Raw genomic sequence first — 21,916 nt, forward strand, 5'->3', positions numbered from 1 at the left:
GCGAAGCCCATGTCCGAACTGACCCCCCGCGAAATCGTCAACGAACTCGACCGCTACATCATCGGCCAGCACGACGCCAAGCGCGCCGTGGCGGTGGCGCTGCGCAGCCGCTGGCGGCGCATGCAGCTCGAGCCGGCGATGCGCAACGAGATCACCCCCAAGAACATCCTGATGATCGGCCCCACCGGCGTGGGCAAGACCGAGATCGCGCGCCGCCTGGCCACGCTGGCCAATGCGCCGTTCGTGAAGGTGGAGGCGACCAAGTTCACCGAGGTGGGCTACGTGGGCAAGGACGTCGAGTCGATCGTCCGCGACCTCGCCGACGTGGCCTACAAGCTCACCCGCGAGCAGGCCACCAAGCGCGTGCGCAGCCAGGCCGAGGACCGCGCCGAGGACCGCATCCTCGACGCCCTGCTGCCGCGTCGGCAGGCCGCCAGCGACTGGTCGCACGACCTCGCCGTGGCCGCGCCGGACAGCGAGACCCGCCAGAAGCTGCGCAAGCAGCTGCGCGAGGGCGCGCTGGACGAGCGCGAGATCGAGCTGGACTTCGCCATGAACGTGGGCGTGGAGATCATGTCCCCGCCCGGCATGGAGGAGATGGGCGCGCAGCTGCGCCAGATGTTCCAGAACCTGGGTGGCGCCAAGACGCAGAAGCGCAAGCTGGCGGTCAAGGCGGCGCGGCCGCTGCTGGTCGAGGAGGAGGCCTCCCGGCTGGTCAACGACGAGGAGATCCGCGCCCAGGCGGTGGAGGCCGCCGAGCAAAACGGCATCGTCTTCATCGACGAGATCGACAAGATCGCCCAGCGCTCCGAGTGGGGCGGCGCCGGCGTCAGCCGCGAAGGCGTGCAGCGCGACCTGCTGCCACTGGTGGAAGGTTCCACGGTGTCGACCAAGTACGGCCCGATCAAGACCGACCACATGCTGTTCATCGCCTCGGGCGCGTTCTCGCTGGCCAAGCCGTCCGACCTGATCCCCGAGCTGCAGGGCCGCCTGCCGATCCGGGTGGAGCTGACGGCGCTGTCGGTGGACGACTTCAAGCGCATCCTGCGCGAGCCGCACAACGCGCTGACCAAGCAGTACGTGGCCCTGCTCGGCACCGAGGGCGTGAGCCTGGAATTCGCCGACTCCGGCATCGACCGGCTGGCCGAGGTGGCCTTCCAGGTGAACGAGCGCACCGAGAACATCGGCGCCCGCCGCCTGCATACGGTGATGGAGCGCCTGCTGGAGCGGATTTCCTACGAGGCCGCGGACAAGTCCGGCGAAAAGTACGTGATCGACGCCGAACAGGTCGACAAAAACCTTGGTTCACTGATCCAGAACGAGGATCTCAGCCGCTACATTCTGTAAACAAGCGGCCCGACCCCCTCTGTTAAAATAAGCGTCATGGGCACTGTTATCGAACTGAAGACCACCGGCCCGCGGGCGCAGCTGCGCGAGGCGCAGCAGCACCGGCAGCTGGTGCGGTTGTGGCGCGAGGACCTGGAACACGGCAGCTTCTACGGCTACGTCGGCGGCGTGGGCCGCGAGTTCCTGTTGTTGTGGGTGGTGGGTGACACGATCACCTACGACGGCATGTACGTGATGCGGCACCGCGACATCACCGAGCTGGAGGCGCCGGACAAGCACCACGTCTTCATGGAGAAGGCGCTGGCGCTGAAGCAGCTGGCGCCGCGGGTGCCGCAGGGCTTTCCGCTGGACTCGATCCGCGAGGTGGTGCAGGCCGCCGGCCGCATCGCGCCGGTGATCGGCGTGCACGTGGACAGCGAGGAGGAAGCCGAGGTCTGCTACATCGGCCGGCTGATCGACGTGGAAGAGGACGGCTTCACCCTGCAGGAGATCAGCCCCGACGCCGAATGGCTGCGCGAAGCCTCGTTCTTCGCCTGGGACGAGGTCTCCACCATCAGCATCGAGGACGGCTACGCCCAGTCCCTGCTCGCCGTGGCCGGCACGCCGCCGCCGCTGACCCAGGGCGACTCCGGCGTGGGCCACGCGCACTGAAACCCCATCGCCCGCCTCGTGCGGGCGATTTTCTCCGGGCCGGTACCCGCCCCTCACCGGCACCGTCATCCCGGCCTGCGCCACGGCTGTCCGGAATATTTCCTGTCGCTGGATGAGCTCCTCCCCCTGCGTGCAGGGGGAGGTCGGAGGGGGTCACGCTCTTGCTTTCAAGCCAGAAGCCCCCCTCCCCAACCCTCCCATGCACGCAGGGGAGGGGCTGCCCCGCCTCGCAGGCGGCAGTCTTGTCCACACCGCATCAACACCTATTTCGGACAACCGTGGGCCTGCGCCGGGATGACGGGCATGGAGGCGCTGGCGCAACCCGGCGCGTTCACCCGGCTTTTCCGGCCCTGGCCTTCCAATGGACGCCTTGCCCGTTCACGGAGAGGCTCCATGGCCCGGAAGAAAGTCGCGGACATCATCGTCGAGACGCTGCGGGACGCCGGCGTGAAGCGTTGCTACGGCATCGCCGGCGACACCCTCAACCACATCACCGACGCCATCCGCCGCAGTTCGATCGACTGGATCCACGTGCGCCACAAGGAAGCCGGTGCGATGGCCGCGGGCGCCGACGCCCTGCTCAGCGGCGAACTGGCCGCCTGCGCCGGCGCCTGCGGGCCGGGCAGCCTGCACTTCGTCAACGGCCTGTTCGAGGCGCACCGCAACCGCGCGCCGGTGGTGCTGATCGCCACCCAGGTCGCCACCGCCGAGCTGGGCATGGACTTCCCGCAGGAGGTGGATCTGAAGGCCATCTACGCCACCTGCAGCCACTTCTGCCAGCCGGTCCATTCGCCCGCGCAGGCGCGCCGGGTGGTGGCGCTGGCCGCGCAGGCGGCGCTGAACCGGCGCGGCGCGGCGGTGGTGATCGTCCCGGGCGACGTGGCGAACATGGACGTGGACGAAGGCCTGCCGTTCCGCCCGCACCGGCCGCAGCCGGTGCTGCGCCCGTCCGACGCGGAACTGGACGCCATCGCCGCGCGCCTCAACGCCGGCAAGCGCGTGGTGCTGTACGGCGGCTCCGGCTGCGAAGGCGCGGGGCGCGAGGTGGTCGCGCTGGCCGACCGGCTGAAGGCGCCGGTGGCGCACACCTCGCGCGCCAAGGACTTCCTCGAACCGGACAACCCGTACGACATGGGCATGACCGGCATCATCGGCGTGGAATCCGGCTTCCGTGCCATCGACGCCTGCGACACCCTGCTGCTGCTCGGCGCGGACTTCGCCTGGAGCCAGTTCTACCCGAACGAGGCCGAGCTGATCCAGGTGGACAGCGACGCCACGCACCTGGGCCGGCGCCATCCGGTCGACCTCGGCGTGGTGGGCGACGTCAGGGCCACCCTCGCGGCGCTGCTACCGCGGATCGAACCGCGCGAGGAGGGCGCCTTCCTGCGCAACTGCCTCAAGCACCGCGAGAAGACCCTGCAGCAACTCGCCGCGCAGGAGCGTCCCGGCAAGGACGGCCTGGTCCACCCGCAATACCTCACCCACCTGATCGACGTGCACGCGGCCGACGACGCCGCTTTCACCGCCGACGGCGGCAGTCCGATGGTGTGGCTGCTGCGCCACGTCCGCAGCAACGGCAAGCGGCGCACGCTGACCAGCCTGGTGCACGGCACGATGGCCAACGCGATGCCTTCGGCGCTGGGCATCCAGAAGGCGTTCCCGCAGCGACAGGTGATCGCGCTGTGCGGCGACGGCGGCCTGGCCATGCTGCTCGGCGATCTGCTCACCGCGATCCAGGAAAAGCTGCCGATCAAGGTGGTGGTGTACGACAACGGCTCGCTGGGCTTCGTGGAAATGGAGCAGAAGGTGGAAGGCCTGCTCGACAGCTACACCGACCTGCAGAACCCCGATTTCGCGAGAGTGGCCGAGGCGATCGGCTTCCACGCCCGCCGCGTGGAGCAGGCCGGCGAACTGGAGGACGCCGTGCGCGAGCTGCTGGCCCAGCCCGGCCCCGCGCTGCTCGACGTCAAGGTCAACCGCTACGAGCTGGTGATGCCGCCGCAGGTGGAACCCGGCCAGGTGCTGCACACCGCGCTGTACTCGGCCAAGGCGGTATTGGCCGGCCGCGGCGCCGACGTCGAGAAGCTGCTGCGCAGCAACTTCGACGACTGATGCCTGTGTTCTTCTTCCTCTCCCCTCCGGGGAGAGGACCGAGGTGAGGGGCCAATCTCGCGAAAGCATTCGGCGGCGTTTACTCTTGCCTCTTTGGACACCGGCAAGAAACCCATGGCCCGCATCGTCGTCGTCGGCAGCATCAACATGGACCTGGTCACCGTGGCGCCGCGCTTCCCCGCGCCCGGCGAGACCCTGCTCGGCGAACGCTTCCTCACCGTGCCCGGCGGCAAGGGCGCCAACCAGGCGGTGGCCGCGGCGCGACTCGGCGCCGAGGTGGCGCTGGTCGGCGCGCTGGGCGACGACGCCTTCGGCATCCAGCTGCACGACGGCCTGCGCGCCGAGGGCGTGGACACCACCCACGTGGCGCGGCTCGACGGCTGCGCCAGCGGTACCGCCTCGATCGCCGTGGCGGAAGGCGAGAACCAGATCGTGGTCGTCCCCGCCGCCAACGCCCGCGTCACGCCCGCCCAGGTGGAAGCGGCCCGCGCCGTCATCGGCCGCGCGGATGCGGTGCTGGTGCAGATGGAAATCTCGCTGGAGACCGTGGAAGCCACCCTGCGCCTGGGCCATCGCCTCGGCGTGCCGGTGATCCTCAACCCGGCCCCCGCGCAAAAGCTGCCCGCCGAATGGCTGCAGCTGGCCCGCTACGCCACCCCCAACCAGCTCGAACTGGCCACCCTGCTCGGCGCCGACCCCGCCGAGGATTTCCGCGCGCTGATGAAGCGCGCGCCCTGCCCGGTGGTGCTCACCCGCGGCGCCGAAGGCGCGTGGTACGCCGAGGCCGGCGCCGGACCCGCGCACCAGGAAGCCTTCCCCGTGGACGTGGTGGACAGCACCGGCGCCGGCGATACCTTCAATGCCGCACTGGCGGTGTTCCTGCACGAAGGCCTACCGCAGGCGGTACGCAAGGCCTGCGCCGCCGCCGCGCTGTCGGTGACGAAGCTGGGCGCCCGCGGCGGCATGCCGCGCACGGCGGAACTGGACGCGCTGCTGGCCCGCCGCGCTCCACTGCCGGCCGCCTAGGAAACGGCAGCAGACGACCCACGGTCGTGCTCCCACGACCGTCGCGTTGCCCCGGTTGCATAATCGTGGCTACTTGCCGATGCAGAAACTGGAAAAGATCGCCCCGAGCAGGTCGTCGCTGGTATAGGCGCCGGTGACCTCGCCCAGCGCGTGCTGGGCGTGGCGCAGTTCCTCGGCGGCGAGCTCGCCGGCGCGGGTGGTGGCGAGGGCCTGGGCGGCGGCGTCGAGATGCCCGCGCACCGCTTCCAGCGCCAGCACGTGGCGGCGGCGGGCGCTGAAGGCACCTTCGCCGCTGCCGGCACCGGCCAGTTGCTTGAGATGGTCGCGCAGGGCGTCGAGCCCTTGGCCGGTCTTCGCCGAGGCCCACAGCCAGCGGACGTCGGCGCGGGTTTCCGCATGCGGCGCGGCGTGGGCGAGGTCGATCTTGTTGACCAGCACCACGCGGCCGGTGCCGGCGGGCAGGGCGCCGAAAAAGGCGACGTCGGCGCTGGCATGCTCCGCGTCGGTGACCAGCAGGGCGACGTCGGCGCGTCGCAGTTCGCCATGGGCGCGGCGCACGCCCTCGCGTTCGACTTCGTCTTCCGTGTCGCGCAGGCCGGCGGTGTCGGCCAGTTCCAAGCCGATGCCGTCCAGATTCAGGGATTCGCGCAGCACGTCGCGGGTGGTGCCGGCGATGGGGGTGACGATGGCGCGGTCGCTGCCGGCCAGGGCGTTGAGCAGGCTGGACTTGCCGGCGTTGGGGCGACCGATGATGGCCACCTTGAGGCCGTCGTTCAGGCGCATGCCGCGTTGCGCTTCGCGCAGCAGTTCGGCGTGTTCGCTGCGCAGGCTTTCGAGTCGTGCCGTGACCGCCGGATCGGCGAGGAAGTCGATTTCCTCTTCCGGAAAGTCGATCGCCGCCTCGATGTGCACGCGCAACGCGATCAGCGATTGCAGCAGCGCATCGACCCGCCGCGAGAACACGCCTTCCATCGACTGCAGCGCGGCGCGCGCACCGGCCTGCGAGCGGGCGGCGATCAGGTCGGCCACGGCCTCGGCCTGGGCCAGGTCGAGCTTGCCGTTGAGGAAGGCACGCTCGGTGAATTCGCCCGGCCGCGCCAGCCGCGCGCCGAGTTCGCACACGCGGCGCAGCAGGGCGTCGAGCAGCACCGGGCTGCCGTGGCCCTGCAGTTCCAGCACGTGCTCGCCGGTGTACGAGGCGGGCGCGGGGAAGTGCAGCAGCAGGCCGTGGTCGAGGGTGTCGCCGTGCGCGTCGCGGAAGGCCGCGAAGTGCGCGTGGCGCGGCACCGGTGCGCGGCCGAGCAGGGCGGCGGCGATCGCCGGCACGGCCGGTCCGGACACGCGCACTATGCCCACCCCGGCGGCGCCGGGGGCGCTGGCGATGGCGGCGATGGTGTCGGCGGAATGCATGCGCGGACTCTAGACGATGCGGCCGCACCGGAGGACCGGCGCGGCCGCGGGTACGGGCGTGGCGGGAGCGCTCAGGCCTTGGCCTTCGCCTCCAGCGCGTCGTAGCGGCGCATCACCAGCCACTGCTGGCCCAGCTTGCACAGGCCGTTGACCACGTAGTACAGGCACAGGCCGGCGGGGAAGAACAGGAAGATCAGCGCGAAGATCAGCGGCATGAACTTCATCATCTTCGCCTGGGTGGGGTCCATGCCCGCAGCGGTGGGCATCAGCCACTGCTGCGCCAGCATCACCACGGTGTAGAGGATCGGCAGCACGAAGTACGGGTCGGCCGCGGACAGGTCGTGGATCCAGCCGAAGAACGGCGCCTGACGCAGCTCCACGCTGTCGCGCAGCACGTAGTACAGGCCGTAGAAGATCGGGATGGTGATCAGCACCGGGAAGCAGCCCGCCACCGGGTTGATCTTCTCCTTCTTGTACAGCTCCATGGTGGCCTGCTGCAGCTTCTGCTTGTCGTCGCCGTAGCGTTCCTTGAGGGCGTCCATGCGCGGCTTCAGCTTGCGCATCTTGGCGGCGGAGGCGTACTGCGCGTTGGTGAGCTTCCAGGTGGCCAGGTTGATCAGCAGCACCAGCAGGATGATCGACACGCCCCAGTTGCCGGTGAGCTTGTCGAGCTGGGCGAGCACCCAGTGCAACGGCACGGCGAAGATCTTCAGCATGCCGTAGTCCACGGTCAGCTCGAAGCCGGGCGCGGTGGCGCCGAGCACCTCCGGCAGCTTCGGACCCACGAACAGCCGGGCGCCGGTGCTGGCCTGCTGGCCGGGCGCCACGCGGATCTCCGGACCCACGCTGCGGATCAGGTAGCGCGAGGCGCCGCCGCCGGCGTCGACCACCGCGGTGGAGAAGGTGTCGGCCTCGCCGGCGGGCGGGATCCACGCGCCCACGAAGTACTGCTGCATCATCGACACCCAGCCGCCGGTGGCGGTGGCGTGCAGCGGCTCCTTGGCGAACTTGTCGAAGGCCAGCTTGTTGAACTTCTGTTCCGGGCTGTACCAAGCGGCACCGAAGAAGCCGTAGCGCGACTGGTCGGAGATCCGCGCCAGGAAGTTGCTGTAGTGCGGCGCCGGCGGCTCCACGCGCTGCAGCTGGCGGTAGGCGTTGCCGGACCACGGCTTGCCGCTGCCGTTGTCGATCTGCTGGTCCAGGCCGACCACGTAGCTGCCGCGGTGCAGGGTGTAGCGCTTCACCACCTTCAGGCCCGACGGGTCGGTCCAGGTGAGGTCGACCACCAGCGTGTCCTGGCCCGGCGCCAGCGCGTAGCGGGTCTGCGCGGCCTGGAACAGCGCGCGGTGGTCGGGCGCGGGGCCGCTGGCGCTGACCAGGCCGTCCTGCGCCGCGAAGTAGTGGCTGGGCGTATCGTCGAGCAAGCGGATCGGCGCCGGGTCCGGGTTCTTCTTCGTACGCGGCGTCACCGGATAGTCCAGCAGCTCCGAGCGCACGATGCTGCCGCCGCGGGTATCCACGGTGAGGCGCAGCACGTCGGTGGTGATGGTGACCTGCTGCGCCGGCTGGCCCGCGACGGCGTTCGCGATGGCCGGAGCCTGGCCCGCGGCCGACGGGGTGGCGGTTCCGGGCACGCTGCCGTCGCCGTTCGACGCGGCGCTGGACGCGCTGGCGGTCGTCGCCGCCGCAGGTGGCGGTTGCGGGCCGTAGTCCTTCTCCCAGGCCATGAACAGCAGGTAGGCCACGGCCAGCAGGGCGAACAGGAGGAAGGTGCGCGTCTGGTTCATCGCGGAACGGATCCAGTCGTGGGTGCCGCGACGACGGGCCGCGGAAGATGGAAAGGGAAGGTCAGCACGCCATTGTGGCGGCGCCGTTGCCGGGCTTCAACGCCGGCAGCCGGCGCCACAGCGCGTCGATCTCGGCCAGCAGCTCCGGGCCTGGCACGCCGGCGGCCTGCTCGCGAGGGACCAGCAGCAGGTCGTAGGCCGGCAGGCCGGGGCGGGCGCGGCGGAAGGACTCGCGCAGCAGGCGCTTGATCCGGTTGCGCTCGACGGCGCGCTTGGACACGCGCTTGGACACGGCCAGGCCGAGGCGCGCATGCGCCAGCCCGTTCGGACGATAGCGCACAGAAAAGCAGCGGCCGCCGAGGCGGCCGCTGCCCTGTCGCATCGCGGCGAAATCAGCGGCGCGGCGAAGCCGCGCCTCGCGCGGCAGGCCGGCGGCACGCATGGACCGCGCGCCGCTTACGGGATCAGGCGCTTGCGGCCCTTGGCGCGGCGGGCGTTCAGCACCTTGCGGCCGTCGGCGGTGGCCATGCGGGCACGGAAGCCGTGGGTGCGCGCGCGCTTGAGCTTGCTGGGCTGGAAAGTGCGCTTCATGGCGTACTCCAATGGATCGCGTGGAAAAAGACGGGCGAGTATGCGGGGTGCGGGCCGATGCTGTCAAATGGCGCAGCCATGCGGCTGTGGAAAGCCTTGTGGACAGGCATGTGGATATCCCGCGCCGGAAGCCCGGCGGCTCCTGCTAGACTTCCCCGTCCACCCTCGCGCGCAAGCGCCCCTGCCGTGGTTGACGATTATTCATGAGTGATTTGTGGCGGCGCTGTCTGGAGCGTCTGGAAGGCGAATTGAGCGCCGAGGACCTGCACACCTGGCTGATGCCGCTGCAGGCGCGCGAGGACGAAGCCGGCCTGCAGCTGTTCGCGCCCAACCCCTACACCCTGGACACCGTGCGCGAGCGCTACCTGGCCGGCATCGAGGCGGTGCTGGGCCAGCTCACCGGGCAGCCGCAGACGGTCCGGCTCGATGTGGGCTCCAGCTCGGCGCGCCCCGCCCCGGCGAAGCCGGCGGCGGCGCCCCGGGCGGCCGCGCCGGCCGCCGCCGCGGCGCCGTTCGCGCACAACCTCGATCCGCACTACACCTTCGAGACCTTCGTCGAAGGCAAGTCCAACCAGCTGGGCAAGGCTGCCGCGATGCAGGTGGCGCAGAACCCCGGGCGCGCCTACAACCCGTTGCTGCTGTACGGCGGCACCGGGCTGGGCAAGACCCACCTGATGCACGCCGCCGGCAACCTGATGCGCCAGCACAAGCCCGACTGCAAGGTGCTGTACCTGCGCTCGGAGCAGTTCGTGGGCGCGATGATCGAGGCGCTGCGCACCAAGAACATGGACGAGTTCAAGCGCCGCTTCCGCTCGGTGGATGCGCTCTTGATCGACGACATCCAGTTCTTCGCCGGCAAGGACACCACGCAGGAGGAGTTCTTCCACACCTTCAACGCGCTGTTCGAGTCCAAGCAGCAGATCATCCTCACCTGCGACCGCTACCCCAAGGAAGTGGACAAGCTGGAGCCGCGGCTGAAGTCGCGCCTGGGCTGGGGCCTGTCGGTGGCGATCGAGCCGCCGGACTTCGAGACGCGCGCCGCGATCCTGCTGTCCAAGGCGCACGACAAGGGCGTGGATGTGAGTGAAGATGTGGCGATGCTGCTGGCCAAGCGCATCCGCTCCAACGTGCGCGATCTGGAAGGCGCGCTCAACACGCTGGCCGCCCGCGCCAACTTCTACGGCAAGCCGATCACCACCGCCTTCGCCGAGGAGACCCTGCGCGACCTGCTGGCCACCCACGCGCAGGCGGTGACGGTCCCGAACATCCAGAAGATCACCGCGGACTACTTCAACGTGCGCCTGCAGGACCTGCTGTCCAAGCGGCGCGTGCGCTCGCTGGCGCGGCCGCGGCAGATCGCGATGGCACTGTCGAAGGAGCTGACCGACCACAGCCTGCCCGAGATCGGCGAGGCCTTCGGCGGCCGCGACCACACCACGGTGCTGCATGCCTGCCGCACGATCAGGAAGCTGTGCGAGACCGACGCCCGCATGCGCCAGGACTGGGAACAGCTGATCCGCATCCTGACCGGCTGATCGTGCCGGGCTGGGCATAAGCCTTGGACGGAACCGGGGTAAGCTGTGGATAATGCGTGCATGGCTTGGCGGAGGTTTTTATCCACAATCCGCGCACAACTTCCAAGCCGCGTGAAGCACAGGTCTCGTTTCATGCAAGCTTTTGATTGCAAAAGGAAAACTTGCGTTTTCGGGTTATCCACTGCGCCAAAAGCAACCACCATAACGTCTTTTAAGAACAGAACAGCAGTGTAGGGGACGCCCAGACCATGCAATTCAGCATCCAACGAGAAGTTTTGCTCAAGCCGCTGCAGCAGGTGGTCGGCGTGGTCGAACGCCGCCAGACTCTGCCCGTACTGGCCAATCTCCTGGTCCGGGTCGCCGACGGACGGGTCTCGCTGACCGGTACCGACCTGGAAGTCGAGATGGTCGCCGCCACTGACGCCGAGAAGCTGGAAGACGGCGACATCACCATCCCGGCCCGCAAGCTGTTCGACATCGTGCGTGCGCTGCCGGACGGCGCCCGCATCGACCTCAAGCTCAACGGCGACCGCGTGGCGCTCAACGCCGGACGCAGCCGCTTCACCCTGGCGACCCTGCCGGCCAGCGAATTCCCCACCATCGACGAGATCGAACTGGTGGAGAAGGTGAGCCTGCCGGAAGACGTGCTGCGCGAGCTGATGGAGCGCACCGCCTTCGCCATGGCGAACCAGGACGTGCGCTACTACCTCAACGGCATGCTGCTGGACCTGCAGGAGCACACGTTGCGCTGCGTGGCCACCGACGGTCATCGACTGGCGCTGAAGGAAACCCGGCTGGACAGCTCGGTATCCACCCGCCGCCAGATCATCATCCCGCGCAAGGGCGTCAACGAGCTGATCGGCCTGTTCGAGACCGGCGAGGGCCAGGTGGAACTGGAGTTCGGCCGCAATCACCTGCGCGTGCGCCGCGGCGACGTGGTGTTCACTTCCAAGCTGATCGACGGCCGCTTCCCGGACTACGAAGCGGTGATCCCGCTTGGCGCCGACAAGCACGCCACGCTGGACCGCGAGGTGCTGCGCGGCGCACTGCAGCGTGCGGCGATCCTTTCCAACGAGAAGTACCGCGGGGTGAAGCTGGAGCTGTCCCCGGGCAAGCTGAAGATTGTGGCGCACAACCCGGAACAGGAAGAGGCCGTGGAGGAGGTCGAGGCGGAGACGGTGGTGTCCGACCTGGCCGTGGGCTTCAACGTGGGTTACCTGCTCGACGCTCTGGGTGCCCTGCGCGGCGACAAGGCGCGTTTGAGCCTGCGCGATGCGCAATCCAGCTGTCTGGTACAGGAAGAAGACAACGAGCAGTCGCGCCACGTGATCATGCCGTTGCGGCTCTGACGCACGCGTGCTGCTCGCGCATCACGTTCGCACCCAGCAACGCCGGAACCGTCCGCGGTTCCGGCGTTGCCGTATCCGGGGCTCGCGCGGATGAGGCTGGAACGTCTGCGCATCCAGGGGCTGCGTTGTCTCGCCGATGCGGAACTGCAGCTGGGCGACGGGCTGCACATGCTGGCCGGCGCGAACGGGGCAGGGAAAACCAGCGTGCTGGAGGCGGCGTTTTTGTTGTCGCATGGTCGTTCCTTCCGTAGTGGCGCCCGGGACGCCTTGCTGCAGCGTGGCGCCGTCACGCTCAGCGTCTTCGGGGAATGGCGCCGCGCCGATGATCGCCTGCTCCGGCTGGGCCTGGGGCGCAATGGCAATCGCTGGGAAGCGCGCATCGACGGCGAGGGAGCCAACCTGGGTGAACTGGTACAGGCCTGTGCCGTGGTCTGCTTCGAGCCGGGCTCGCATGCGCTGATCGCAGGAAGCGCCGAGGAGCGTCGGCGCTTCCTGGATTGGGGGGTGTTCCACGTGGAACACGCGTTCCTGCCCGTCTGGCGACGCTACCAGCGCGCCCTCAAGCAGCGAAACAGCCTGTTGCGCAGCTCGGATCCCGGCGACGATGCGCTGTTTGCACCCTGGGAGGCGGAGCTGGTCCAGTGCGCGCGGCAGATCGACGGTTGGCGCAGCGCCTACCTGCAGGCCTTGTCGCCACATCTCCAGCGGCAGGCAACCCGCCTGCTGCCTGAACTGGGGCCGCTCGAATGCCGCTACCGTCGCGGCTGGGCGGATGACCGGGATTTGGGCGAGGTCCTGGCCTCGCAGCGCGGCCGTGACGTGGGTCGGGGTCACACCGGGCAGGGCGCGCATCGTGCCGACTGGGCCATTGTCTTCGAGCAGGCCCCCATGCGCGAGCATCTCTCGCGCGGCCAGGAAAAGCTCACCGCGATGGCCTGCCTGTTGGCGCAGGCCGCCTTGTTCGCCGAACGGAACGGGGAATGGCCGTTGGTCTGCCTGGACGACTTGGCCTCGGAACTGGACGAGCCGCATCAGCACGCAGTGCTGGATCTCCTGCAATCCAGCGGTGCTCAAGTCCTGGTCACGGGCACCGACGTGCCCGCACCGATGCGCGGCCTGCCTGTCCGCGTGTTCCACGTGGAACACGGCCAGATCCTGCCGGCTTGACCGAGGCGCCCGTCCGTCCTGAAAGAGGGCCGTGACCCGCGCCTGCTATAATCGGGGGAATACCCCAAGCCTCGTCGCGTCGGCGCCGCCGATGGCGGCCATGGCCCCAGGAAGCCGCGAACGCATGAATGACACCACCCATTACGACTCGAGCAACATCAAGGTTCTCAAGGGCCTGGAAGCGGTGCGCAAGCGCCCCGGCATGTACATCGGCGATACCGATGACGGCACCGGCCTGCACCACATGGTGTTCGAGGTGGTGGACAACGCCATCGACGAAGCGCTGGCCGGTTACTGCGACACGGTGCTGGTGGTCATCCACGATGACGGCTCGGTCAGCGTGACCGACAACGGCCGCGGCATCCCGGTGGACATCCATCCGGAGGAAGGCCGTTCCACCGCCGAGGTGGTGATGACCGTGCTGCACGCGGGCGGCAAGTTCGACGCAAATTCGTACAAGGTGTCCGGCGGCCTGCACGGCGTGGGCGTGTCGGTGGTGAACGCGCTGAGCGAGCACCTGTGGCTGACCATCCATCGCGACGGCCACGAATACCAGCAGGAATACGCGCTGGGCGAGCCGCTGTATCCGCTGAAGACGGTGGGGCCGTCCCACCGCCGCGGCACCACGGTGCGCTTCCTGCCCAGCCCGCAGACCTTCAGCCAGATCGAGTTCCATTACGACATCCTGGCCAAGCGCCTGCGCGAGCTGGCCTTCCTCAATTCCGGCGTCACCATCGAGCTGAAGGACGAGCGCGGCGAAGGGCGCGACGACGTCTTCGCCTACGAGGGCGGCATCCGTTCCTTCGTGCAGCACCTGGCGCAGATGAAGACCGCGCTGCACCCCAACGTGATCAGCCTCAGCTCGGAGCAGGACGGCATCACGGTGGAAGTGGCGATGCAGTGGACCGACTCCTACCAGGAGACGATGTTCTGCTTCACCAACAACATCCCGCAGCGCGATGGCGGCACCCACCTCACCGGCTTCCGCGCCGCGCTGACCCGCTCGCTGCAGAACTACATCGAGAAGGAAGGCCTGGCGAAGAGCGCCAAGATCACGCCCACCGGCGACGACATGCGCGAAGGCCTGATCGCCGTGCTGTCGGTGAAGGTGCCGGACCCGAAGTTCTCCTCGCAGACCAAGGACAAGCTGGTCTCCTCCGAGGTGAAGACCGCGGTGGAACAGGCGGTCAACGAGAAGCTGGGCGAATTCCTGTTGGAGCATCCGAACGAGGCCAAGGCGATCGCCTCCAAGGTGGTCGATGCCGCCCGCGCCCGCGAGGCCGCGCGCAAGGCCCGCGAGATGACCCGCCGCAAGGGCGCGCTGGACATCGCCGGCCTGCCGGGCAAGCTGGCCGACTGCCAGGAGAAGGATCCCTCGCTGTGCGAGCTGTTCCTGGTCGAGGGCGACTCCGCCGGCGGCTCGGCCAAGCAGGGCCGCAACCGCAAGACGCAGGCCGTGCTGCCGCTGAAGGGCAAGATCCTCAACGTCGAGAAGGCGCGCTTCGACAAGATGCTGTCCTCGGCCGAGGTCGGCACCCTGATCACCGCGCTGGGCACCGGCATCGGCAAGGAGGACTACAACCCGGACAAGCTGCGCTACCACCACATCATCATCATGACCGATGCGGACGTGGACGGCTCGCACATCCGCACCCTGCTGCTGACCTTCTTCTACCGCCAGATGCCCGAACTGATCGAGCGCGGCCACGTCTATATCGGCCTGCCGCCGCTGTACAAGCTGAAGCAGGGCAAGCAGGAGCTGTACCTGAAGGACGACGCGGCGCTCAACGCGTACCTGATCTCCAGCGCGGTGGACAACGCCGAACTGGTGGCCGATCCGGCCGCCCCGGCGATTACCGGCCCCGCGCTGGAAAAGCTGCTGCGCGACTACCAGGCCGCGCTGGACCAGATCGAGCGCCTCGGCCACCGCTTCGACGCCAGCGTGCTGTCGGCGCTGCTGGAGCACCCGCCGATCGCGCCCGAGCTGTGGGCCGAGCCGGCCGCGATGCAGGCCTGGCTGGACGGCGTGGCGCAGCGGCTGGCGACCAGCGGGCTGGGCAAGCCGCGCTACCGGCTGGCGCTGCGTCCCGCCCAGGGCGAGCAGCCGGCGGCGGTCGAGGTGGTGCGCGACCAGCATGGCCTCAGCCATACCCTGCTGCTGCCGCAAGCGTTCTTCGCCGGCGCGGAATTCCGGCCCATCCTGCACGTCAGCCAGCAACTCGCCGGGCTGATCCAGCCGGAGGCGGTGGTGCGCCGCGGCAACGCTTCGCGCGGGGTCACCCGTTTCGCCGAGGTGCGCAGCTGGCTGCTGGACGAGGCCAAGAAGGGCCGCACCATCCAGCGCTTCAAGGGCCTGGGTGAGATGAACCCGGAACAGCTATGGGAAACCACGGTGAACCCGGAGACCCGCCGCATGCTGCAGGTCGGCATCGAGGATGCCTTCGCCGCCGACCAGATGTTCTCGATGCTGATGGGCGAGGCGGTCGAGCCGCGCCGCGACTTCATCGAGGCGAACGCGCTGAAGGTGGCCAACCTCGACATCTGAGAGCCTTATATGGACGCCTCCCGGCCTGGCAAGAGCCGCTTGGATGAGATGGAAGCCCGCGAGTAGCAGTCTTATATCCGGCCTGTGATGCAGGCCATGGCCTGCGGGCCCCGATGGATAGTCGCGGACTCACGCCTCATCTGTTCAAAGGGCTCGAGGTCCCCGGTGAGTGAGTCACGAAGTGGACGCCCGTCCACGACGGAGCGATGACGCCGGCCTGCGGGCCAACAGACCCGGCCCTCCGGGTTGGCCTCGCAGGGCCGCCATGCGGCAGCGCGCAGGCTTGGCCAGCCAGGCAGGCCGGCGCCACGCACTACCACCTGTCGGCCATGCGAGGCCAACGCGAGGTGCCTGGAGATCGTGCACAGGCTCTGAGGCCGGCGCCCTGGCAGCGTGTTTCCCGCTGCGCCCGGTCCGGGGCGCAGCGGATGCCCCATTGCGACAAATCGCCGGCCGGCGCAGTCATCACGCCGCGCCCTCCGCGCTACCGACTGCGGACTACCGACTGCCGCATCGGAAATACTAATACATTAATACATTGGTCCATCCCCGGAGGCAGCCCGGGAGCCTGGATCGGGACGGGAGCATGCCTGTCACGGCAAGCATGTTGGCGCCAAGATGCGCGAGCGTACGGGAACTTTTCCGCAAGTAATTGATTTTAATGAAGCTTTAATGTCGCGCTGCGACTTGTTATCGCGGGTCCGGTCAGGGTACTCTCAGAAATCCCCCGCACGCTTTGTGCGTGAAATCACAGAGGAACGCCATGAGACACGCTCCCTTGACCACGATGCTGACCGGCGCGGCGCTCGCCCTGGCCCTGGCCAGCACACCGGCGATGGCGCGCAGCCATCAGGACAAGGAGAAGGCGGCCTCGCAGTATCCCAACGCCACGCGCGCCGAGCCGAAGCTGGACCTCACCAGCGAGAAGGAGTCCAAGGCTCTCAACGAAGGCCTCGCGGCGGCCAACTCGGGCGACAAGGCCAAGGCTACCCAGCTGCTGCAGCCGATCATCGACGGCAGCAAGAGCAAGTACGCCAAGGCGCTGGCCCTGCAGGGCATGGCCAGCCTCGCCTACAACCAGGGCGACCTGAAGGGCGCCATCAACCTGCTGCAGCAGGCGCTGGCCGACGGCGTGCTGCCGAACGATACCTACTTCCAGCTCGAGTACGAACTGGCCCAGTTCTACCTGGCCGACCAGCAGTACCAGCAGTCGATCGACACGGTGGAGAAGTGGCGCGCCGAGGGCAAGCGCGAGACCGCCGATTCCTATGCGCTGGAAGGCAACGCGTACTACCGCCTGCAGAAGTATCCCGAAGCGATCGCCGCGATCAAGAAGGCCGAGGCGGTGCCCGGCGCCCAGCCGAAGCCGTCGTGGAACCAGATCCTGATGGCCGCCTACGCCGAATCCGGGCAGAGCGACCAGGCCTCCCAGCTGGCGCAGCAGCAGCTTTCCAGCAACCCCAACGATCCCGACGCCCTGAACAACGCCGTCGCCGTGCTGATGCAGGCGCAGAAGTATCCCGAGGCGATCAAGGTGATGGAGGACGCCCGCGCCAAGGGCAACCTCAAGACCGAGAAGGAATACGTCAACCTGGCCAAGCTGTACCTGATCACCGGCCAGAACTCGTCCTCCGATCCCAAGTCCTACGCCGACAAGGCCATCGCGGTGCTCGACGACGGCATGGGCAAGGGCGTGGTCACCTCCAGCTACGACAACTACAAGCTGCTGGGCGATGCCGCCTACATCGGCGGCGAGAACGCCAAGGCCATCGACGCCTACAAGAAGGCAATCCCGATGGCCAAGGACGGTGAGGCTGCCGTGCGCGCCGGCCAGCTGCTGCTGTCCGAGAACAAGTACAGCGAGGCGAAGGGCCTGATCCAGCAGGGCATCGACAAGGGCGTGCAGCACACCGGCACGGCCTACATGCTGCTGGCCGAGGCCAAGCGCGGCCTGAAGGACAAGGCGGGTGCGATCGCGGCCATGCACAAGGCCGAGCAGGACCCCTCGACCGCTAGCAAGGCCAAGGCCTGGCTGCAGAAAGCGGGCGCCGAATAAGCGTATCCGGAAGCCTGGCGGCAGGGTCGAATGGACGTCCATTTCTACGCCATTTCGACGCTATACAAACGCCATGGGCTGTTGTACCGTTGGTAAATTCCCGCATTGTCCAGTGGCAAATGTCATCCTCCGCGGATGTCCTTTGCCGACGGGTGCTGCGACCACGTCATTCCGCTGACTAGCTCCTGATCGAAAGTGACAGATGGCCTCCAGTAACTCAAATTACGGTCCAAAGCCGTTCAGTTGGGGACGCACGATCGCCATCGCGTTCGCGATTGCTCTGCACGCGTTCGCGTTCCTCGTGCTGCTCGCCCCGGCTGGCCCGCCCAAGGCCCCGCATGTCAAGAAAGACCAGATCGTGCAGGTGAACTTCATCGAGCCGCCGCCGCCGCCTCCCCCGCCGCCGCCGCCGCCGCCGGAGCCGCCGAAGCAGCCGCCGCCGAAGATCATCAAGCAGGTGATCCCGCCGCCGCAGCCGCCACCGCCGGCCCCGCCGCCGCCGGTCACGGAGCAGTCGAACAACGCGGTGGCCGCGCCGCCGCCGGCGCCGCCGGCGCCGCCGGCCCCGCCGAGCGACATCACGGCCAGCGTGGATCTGAGCTACCAGAGCCGGAATCCGCCCCGGTATCCGCCCCAGGCACTGCGCCAGCGCCACGAAGGCACGGTGACGCTGCTCGTGCTGGTGGCGGTGGATGGATCCGTCAAGGATGTGAAGGTAGAAAAGTCCAGCGGTTATCGCGAGCTGGATCGCGCGGCCATGGAGGCTGCACGTCGTTGGCGCTTCAACCCCGAGGTAAAGAACGGCAACAAGGTTGAAGGCTACGCTCGCGTGCCGGTCAGTTTCTCCCTCAACAACCTGTAATTCCGGTTACAGTCACTACAGTTCACGCTTGACTTCCCAAGGGTAGCGTTATGTTCTTCTTCCAAGACACTCCTGTTTCCCCCTCCGCGGGCGCCAGCTCCGCCGCCGCCGCCATGCAGCAGATGAGCGTCGGCGAGTTCCTTCGCCACGAAGATCCGCTCGGCTGGGTGGTGGTCATCACGCTGTGCCTGATGTCCGTTTCCTCCTGGTACTTCATCATCGCCAACGCGATCCGCAACTCGATGGTGAAGAGCCGCGCCGACAAGGTCATCAACGGCTTCTGGAACAACCCCTCCACCCAGGACGCGATCCGTGAGCTGGAAGCCCAGCCCAAGAGCGAGCCGTTCTCGAAGATCGCACTCGACGCGGCCTCGGCCGTGGCGCACCACCAGCAGGCTTCGGCCGGCGGCGGCCGCCTGGCCGAGTCGCTGAGCCGCTCCGAGTTCATCGACCGCGCGCTGCGTCAGGCGGTGGACCGCGAGAGCCTGCGCCTCGAAGGCGGCATGACCCTGCTCGCCACGGTCGGCTCGGCCGCCCCGTTCGTGGGTCTGCTCGGTACGGTGTGGGGCATCTACCACGCACTGATCCGCATCTCCGCCTCGGGCAACGCCTCGATGGAAGCGGTGGCCGGCCCGGTGGGCGAGGCGCTGATCATGACCGCGTTCGGTCTGTTCGCCGCCATCCCGGCCGTGTTCGCCTACAACTTCTTCAGCCGCGCCAACCGCCTGACCTACGCCCGCTTCGACGAATTCGCGCATGACCTGCACGACTTCTTTGCCACGGGTTCGCGCGTCGAAGGCAAGTGAGGTACTGAATCATGGCGATGAGTACCGGAGGCAACGGCGGCGCGATGTCGGACATCAACGTCACGCCGCTCGTCGACGTGATGCTGGTGCTGCTGATCATCTTCATGATCACCGCGCCGCTGATGTCGCACACCGTGACGGTCACGCTGCCGAGCACCCATGAGGTGAAGCCGGACAACAACGGGCAGGGAGTGCCACCGGTCGACCTCGCCATCAAGGATGACGGCAGCATGTACCTCAACGACAACCCGGTCACCGAGTCGGAGTTGAAGGCCAAGTTCGCCGTCTACGCCAGCATGTCGCCGCAGCCCGAGATGCAGGTGCGCGCGGCCAAGGACACGCAGTGGAAGATCGTCCGCAAGATGCTCGGCGAGGCGAAGAACGCCGGCATGGTGCACGTGGGCTTCATGACCACCCGACCCGCCGGCCAGGTGCAGGAGTAATCACATGGCGATGAGTACAGGCGGCAAGAAAGGCGCGATGTCGGACATCAACGTCACGCCGCTGGTCGACGTGCTGCTGGTGCTGCTGATCATCTTCATGATCACCGCGCCGATCGTCACCCAGAAGGTGAAGATCGACCTGCCGCAGCCGAACCCGAACGTCCACAACCCGGACAATCCGAAAGAGCCCATCCACCTCAAGATCGACCAGGGTGGACAGCTCTACTGGAACGACACGCCGGTGGACGAGCTCGGCATGCGGGCGCAGATGGCGGTGATCGCGCAGCAGGCCGACCAGCCCGAGATCCAGATCGACGGCAACGACAACGTGGCCTACGAGTACGTGGCGAAGGTGCTGGCCGACGCCAAGAGCTACAACCTGGTCAAGGTCGGTTTCACCGAAAGCGGCCAATAAGCGCGCAAGCGCGGTTTCAAGCGTTACCCGCAACAACCCCCGCCTTGCGCGGGGGTTGTTGTTTGTGGGGATGGCCGCACGATGGCGTCTTGCCTGGTCGCTGCCTTCACCCGCGTCTCGCATCCCGCTCGGAAATGGCTGCCGGCCAGCGTAGCCAAGATCCCCAAGCGGGTGTCGAAGCGGGTGACGTCTCCGCGTGCATCAGGGCGGCGGGTGAATCCCTCCTCTCCCTCTGGGAGAGGGTGCCGGCAGGCCGGAAAGGGTACGTCCGAAGCGCGGTGCGCAAGCTGCCGGGCCCACGCTACCCGCGAATCGCCCACCCGCGCTCGATGCGCACGAAAGCTGCGGGTCGCACGCTCACTCCAGGATCTGCAGGTAGTTCCGCACCGTGACGGCGAGGCCGTCGTACAGTGCCTCGCCGATCAACGCATGGCCGATGGAGACTTCGGCCAGCCCGGGGATGGCGGCACGAAAGGTGCCCAGGTTGGCCTGGCTGAGGTCGTGGCCGGCGTTCACCGCCAGTCCGGCCTGCTGTGCGCGTCGCGCGGTATCGACGCACAGCGCCAGCTGCTCGCGGGCGTCGCCTTCGGCGAAGGCATGCGCGTACGGGCCGGTGTAGATCTCGATGCGCTCCGCGCCGATCGCCAGCGCGTGCTCGAAGCCGCCGGTGCCAGCGTCCACGAACAGGCTGACCCGGCAGCCCAGCGCGCGCAGCTCGGCCACCAGCGGGCGCAGCCGCTCGGCATCGCGGGCCAGCTCGAAACCATGGTCGGAAGTGAGCTGGCCGTCGGCGTCCGGCACCAGGGTGACCTGGGTGGGGCGCACCTCGCGGGCCAGCTGGACCAGCCCGGGATAGCTGCCGCGCGGCGGCGCGAACGGGTTGCCCTCGATGTTGTATTCGACCCGGCCGCGCAGCGCCACGGCCAGCGCGCGCACGTCGTCCGGGCGCACGTGGCGCTGGTCCGGGCGCGGGTGCACGGTGATGCCGCCGCAGCCGGCCTCGATGCAGGCGTGGGCGGCGCGGATGATGTCCGGTTCGGTCTCGCCGCGCGAGTTGCGCAGCACGGCGATCTTGTTGAGGTTGACGCTGAGCAGGGTCATGGCGGCTGGCATCGCGCAGGCTGCGGGCCGCCCACAATGCGCCGTTCAGCCGTCCGCGGCAAGCGCGCGGAACACGACCCGTCGCGGCGGGCCGCGCCAGGCCAGGGTCGCGACGTAGGCCGGGTCGGGAACGTAGCGGTGAAGCTGCCAGGCGGCCGCGTCCTCGCCATCCAGCCACAGCAGGCGGGCGGGCGCCGGCGGCACGGTCAGTTGCAGGCGGTCCAGGCCGAAGGCCAGGCCGCGGCCCAGCGCCTTCAGCACCGCCTCCTTGGCGGTCCACAGCGCGAGGAAGGCCTCGTCACGCTGCGGGCCGGGCAGCGCGGCAAGGGCGGCAGCCTCGTCGAGGCGGAAGTAGCGCCGCGCGATCTCCAGCGCGCGGGGCCGCGGACGCAGGCGTTCCAGATCGATGCCGGGCACGATGCCGCGCGCCACCGCCACCACGGCATGCTCGCCGCTGTGCGACCAGTTGAATGCCAGCGCCGCGTGCGGCGCGGCCAGTGCCGGGCGGCCATGCTCGCCGTCGACCAGCGCCAGCGCCCCGGCTGGCACGCCGAGGTAGCCCGCCAGCACCGCGCGCAAGGGTGCGCGGCCATGTTCGCGACGCCACGGCAGCCACCACGCGTGAATCTCGTCATCGCGCAGGGGCTCTGCTACTTTCGCGAAGGTCCGGTCGTCCGTCGTGCGCATGGCGGCATGCTGCCGGACCGGGGCCG

The 21,916-nt window shown here is 68.4% G+C and carries 19 protein-coding genes; 13 read left to right on the forward strand and 6 right to left on the reverse strand.

Annotated features, from left to right (window positions below; translation table 11 throughout):
* The first annotated feature begins 9 nt into the window (after positions 1–9).
* The 4 genes from hslU to rbsK all read left to right on the forward strand — a co-directional run bounded on the left by hslU (position 10) and on the right by rbsK (position 5,136).
* Positions 10–1,347, forward strand: a complete 1,338-nt coding sequence (gene hslU / locus QMK61_RS11245) for an ATP-dependent protease ATPase subunit HslU (RefSeq protein WP_302072300.1) — start codon at positions 10–12, stop codon at positions 1,345–1,347.
* Positions 1,348–1,383: 36 nt separating this feature from the next.
* Entirely contained in the window at positions 1,384–1,998 is a 615-nt protein-coding gene (locus tag QMK61_RS11250) for a hypothetical protein (protein ID WP_302072301.1), read from the forward strand.
* 393 nt (positions 1,999–2,391) lie between these two features.
* Positions 2,392–4,110 (forward strand): thiamine pyrophosphate-dependent enzyme, encoded by a 1,719-nt coding sequence (locus QMK61_RS11255; RefSeq protein ID WP_302072302.1) that lies wholly within the window; start codon positions 2,392–2,394, stop codon positions 4,108–4,110.
* Between the two features lie 114 nt (positions 4,111–4,224).
* Positions 4,225–5,136, forward strand: coding sequence for a ribokinase (rbsK, locus tag QMK61_RS11260; RefSeq protein ID WP_302072303.1), 912 nt, complete (start codon positions 4,225–4,227; stop codon positions 5,134–5,136).
* Between the two features lie 69 nt (positions 5,137–5,205).
* On the opposite strand, the gene mnmE is transcribed toward rbsK, so the two are convergent.
* The 4 genes from mnmE to rpmH form a co-directional block, all read right to left on the reverse strand.
* The gene (gene mnmE, locus QMK61_RS11265; RefSeq protein ID WP_302072304.1) at positions 5,206–6,546 is read right to left on the reverse strand and encodes a tRNA uridine-5-carboxymethylaminomethyl(34) synthesis GTPase MnmE; all 1,341 of its coding nucleotides are present in this window, start codon (positions 6,544–6,546) and stop codon (positions 5,206–5,208) included.
* A gap of 71 nt (positions 6,547–6,617) precedes the next feature.
* Positions 6,618–8,333 (reverse strand): membrane protein insertase YidC, encoded by a 1,716-nt coding sequence (gene yidC, locus QMK61_RS11270; RefSeq protein WP_302072305.1) that lies wholly within the window; start codon positions 8,331–8,333, stop codon positions 6,618–6,620.
* A 61-nt stretch (positions 8,334–8,394) separates the two neighbouring features.
* Complete coding sequence (rnpA, locus tag QMK61_RS11275; protein ID WP_302072306.1) at positions 8,395–8,775, reverse strand: ribonuclease P protein component; 381 nt, start codon at positions 8,773–8,775, stop codon at positions 8,395–8,397.
* 14 nt (positions 8,776–8,789) lie between these two features.
* Positions 8,790–8,924, reverse strand: coding sequence for a 50S ribosomal protein L34 (gene rpmH, locus QMK61_RS11280; protein WP_007510029.1), 135 nt, complete (start codon positions 8,922–8,924; stop codon positions 8,790–8,792).
* 203 nt (positions 8,925–9,127) lie between these two features.
* On the opposite strand from rpmH, the gene dnaA reads away from it, so the two are divergent.
* From dnaA to QMK61_RS11325, 9 genes are all read left to right on the forward strand, one after another.
* Positions 9,128–10,459, forward strand: a complete 1,332-nt coding sequence (gene dnaA, locus QMK61_RS11285) for a chromosomal replication initiator protein DnaA (protein WP_302072307.1) — start codon at positions 9,128–9,130, stop codon at positions 10,457–10,459.
* 248 nt (positions 10,460–10,707) lie between these two features.
* On the forward strand, positions 10,708–11,808 hold the full coding sequence (gene dnaN, locus QMK61_RS11290; protein WP_302072308.1) for a DNA polymerase III subunit beta: 1,101 nt from the start codon (positions 10,708–10,710) through the stop codon (positions 11,806–11,808).
* Positions 11,809–11,898: 90 nt separating this feature from the next.
* Positions 11,899–12,975, forward strand: a complete 1,077-nt coding sequence (recF, locus tag QMK61_RS11295) for a DNA replication/repair protein RecF (protein ID WP_302072309.1) — start codon at positions 11,899–11,901, stop codon at positions 12,973–12,975.
* A 124-nt stretch (positions 12,976–13,099) separates the two neighbouring features.
* Positions 13,100–15,520 carry a DNA topoisomerase (ATP-hydrolyzing) subunit B gene (gene gyrB / locus QMK61_RS11300; protein WP_302072310.1) on the forward strand — a complete coding sequence of 807 codons (2,421 nt, stop codon included), beginning with the start codon at positions 13,100–13,102 and terminating at the stop codon, positions 15,518–15,520.
* A gap of 763 nt (positions 15,521–16,283) precedes the next feature.
* On the forward strand, positions 16,284–17,576 hold the full coding sequence (locus tag QMK61_RS11305; protein ID WP_302072311.1) for a tetratricopeptide repeat protein: 1,293 nt from the start codon (positions 16,284–16,286) through the stop codon (positions 17,574–17,576).
* Between the two features lie 202 nt (positions 17,577–17,778).
* A complete protein-coding gene (locus tag QMK61_RS11310) occupies positions 17,779–18,438 on the forward strand; it encodes an energy transducer TonB (RefSeq protein WP_302072312.1) in 660 nt (219 codons plus the stop codon).
* A gap of 50 nt (positions 18,439–18,488) precedes the next feature.
* Positions 18,489–19,244, forward strand: coding sequence for a MotA/TolQ/ExbB proton channel family protein (locus tag QMK61_RS11315; RefSeq protein WP_302072313.1), 756 nt, complete (start codon positions 18,489–18,491; stop codon positions 19,242–19,244).
* A gap of 11 nt (positions 19,245–19,255) precedes the next feature.
* A complete protein-coding gene (locus QMK61_RS11320; protein ID WP_302072314.1) occupies positions 19,256–19,687 on the forward strand; it encodes a biopolymer transporter ExbD in 432 nt (143 codons plus the stop codon).
* A gap of 4 nt (positions 19,688–19,691) precedes the next feature.
* Positions 19,692–20,102 carry a biopolymer transporter ExbD gene (locus tag QMK61_RS11325; protein WP_302072315.1) on the forward strand — a complete coding sequence of 137 codons (411 nt, stop codon included), beginning with the start codon at positions 19,692–19,694 and terminating at the stop codon, positions 20,100–20,102.
* A 357-nt stretch (positions 20,103–20,459) separates the two neighbouring features.
* Here the strand turns inward: QMK61_RS11325 and QMK61_RS11330 are convergent, their stop codons facing one another.
* Both QMK61_RS11330 and QMK61_RS11335 read right to left on the reverse strand, forming a co-directional pair.
* Entirely contained in the window at positions 20,460–21,203 is a 744-nt protein-coding gene (locus QMK61_RS11330) for a pyridoxine 5'-phosphate synthase (RefSeq protein ID WP_302072316.1), read from the reverse strand.
* A gap of 45 nt (positions 21,204–21,248) precedes the next feature.
* On the reverse strand, positions 21,249–21,890 hold the full coding sequence (locus QMK61_RS11335; protein ID WP_302072317.1) for a 4'-phosphopantetheinyl transferase superfamily protein: 642 nt from the start codon (positions 21,888–21,890) through the stop codon (positions 21,249–21,251).
* Positions 21,891–21,916 lie beyond the last annotated feature (26 nt).

The organism is Fulvimonas sp. R45 (genome assembly GCF_030504985.1).
In the GTDB taxonomy this organism is placed as follows: domain Bacteria; phylum Pseudomonadota; class Gammaproteobacteria; order Xanthomonadales; family Rhodanobacteraceae; genus Rhodanobacter_A.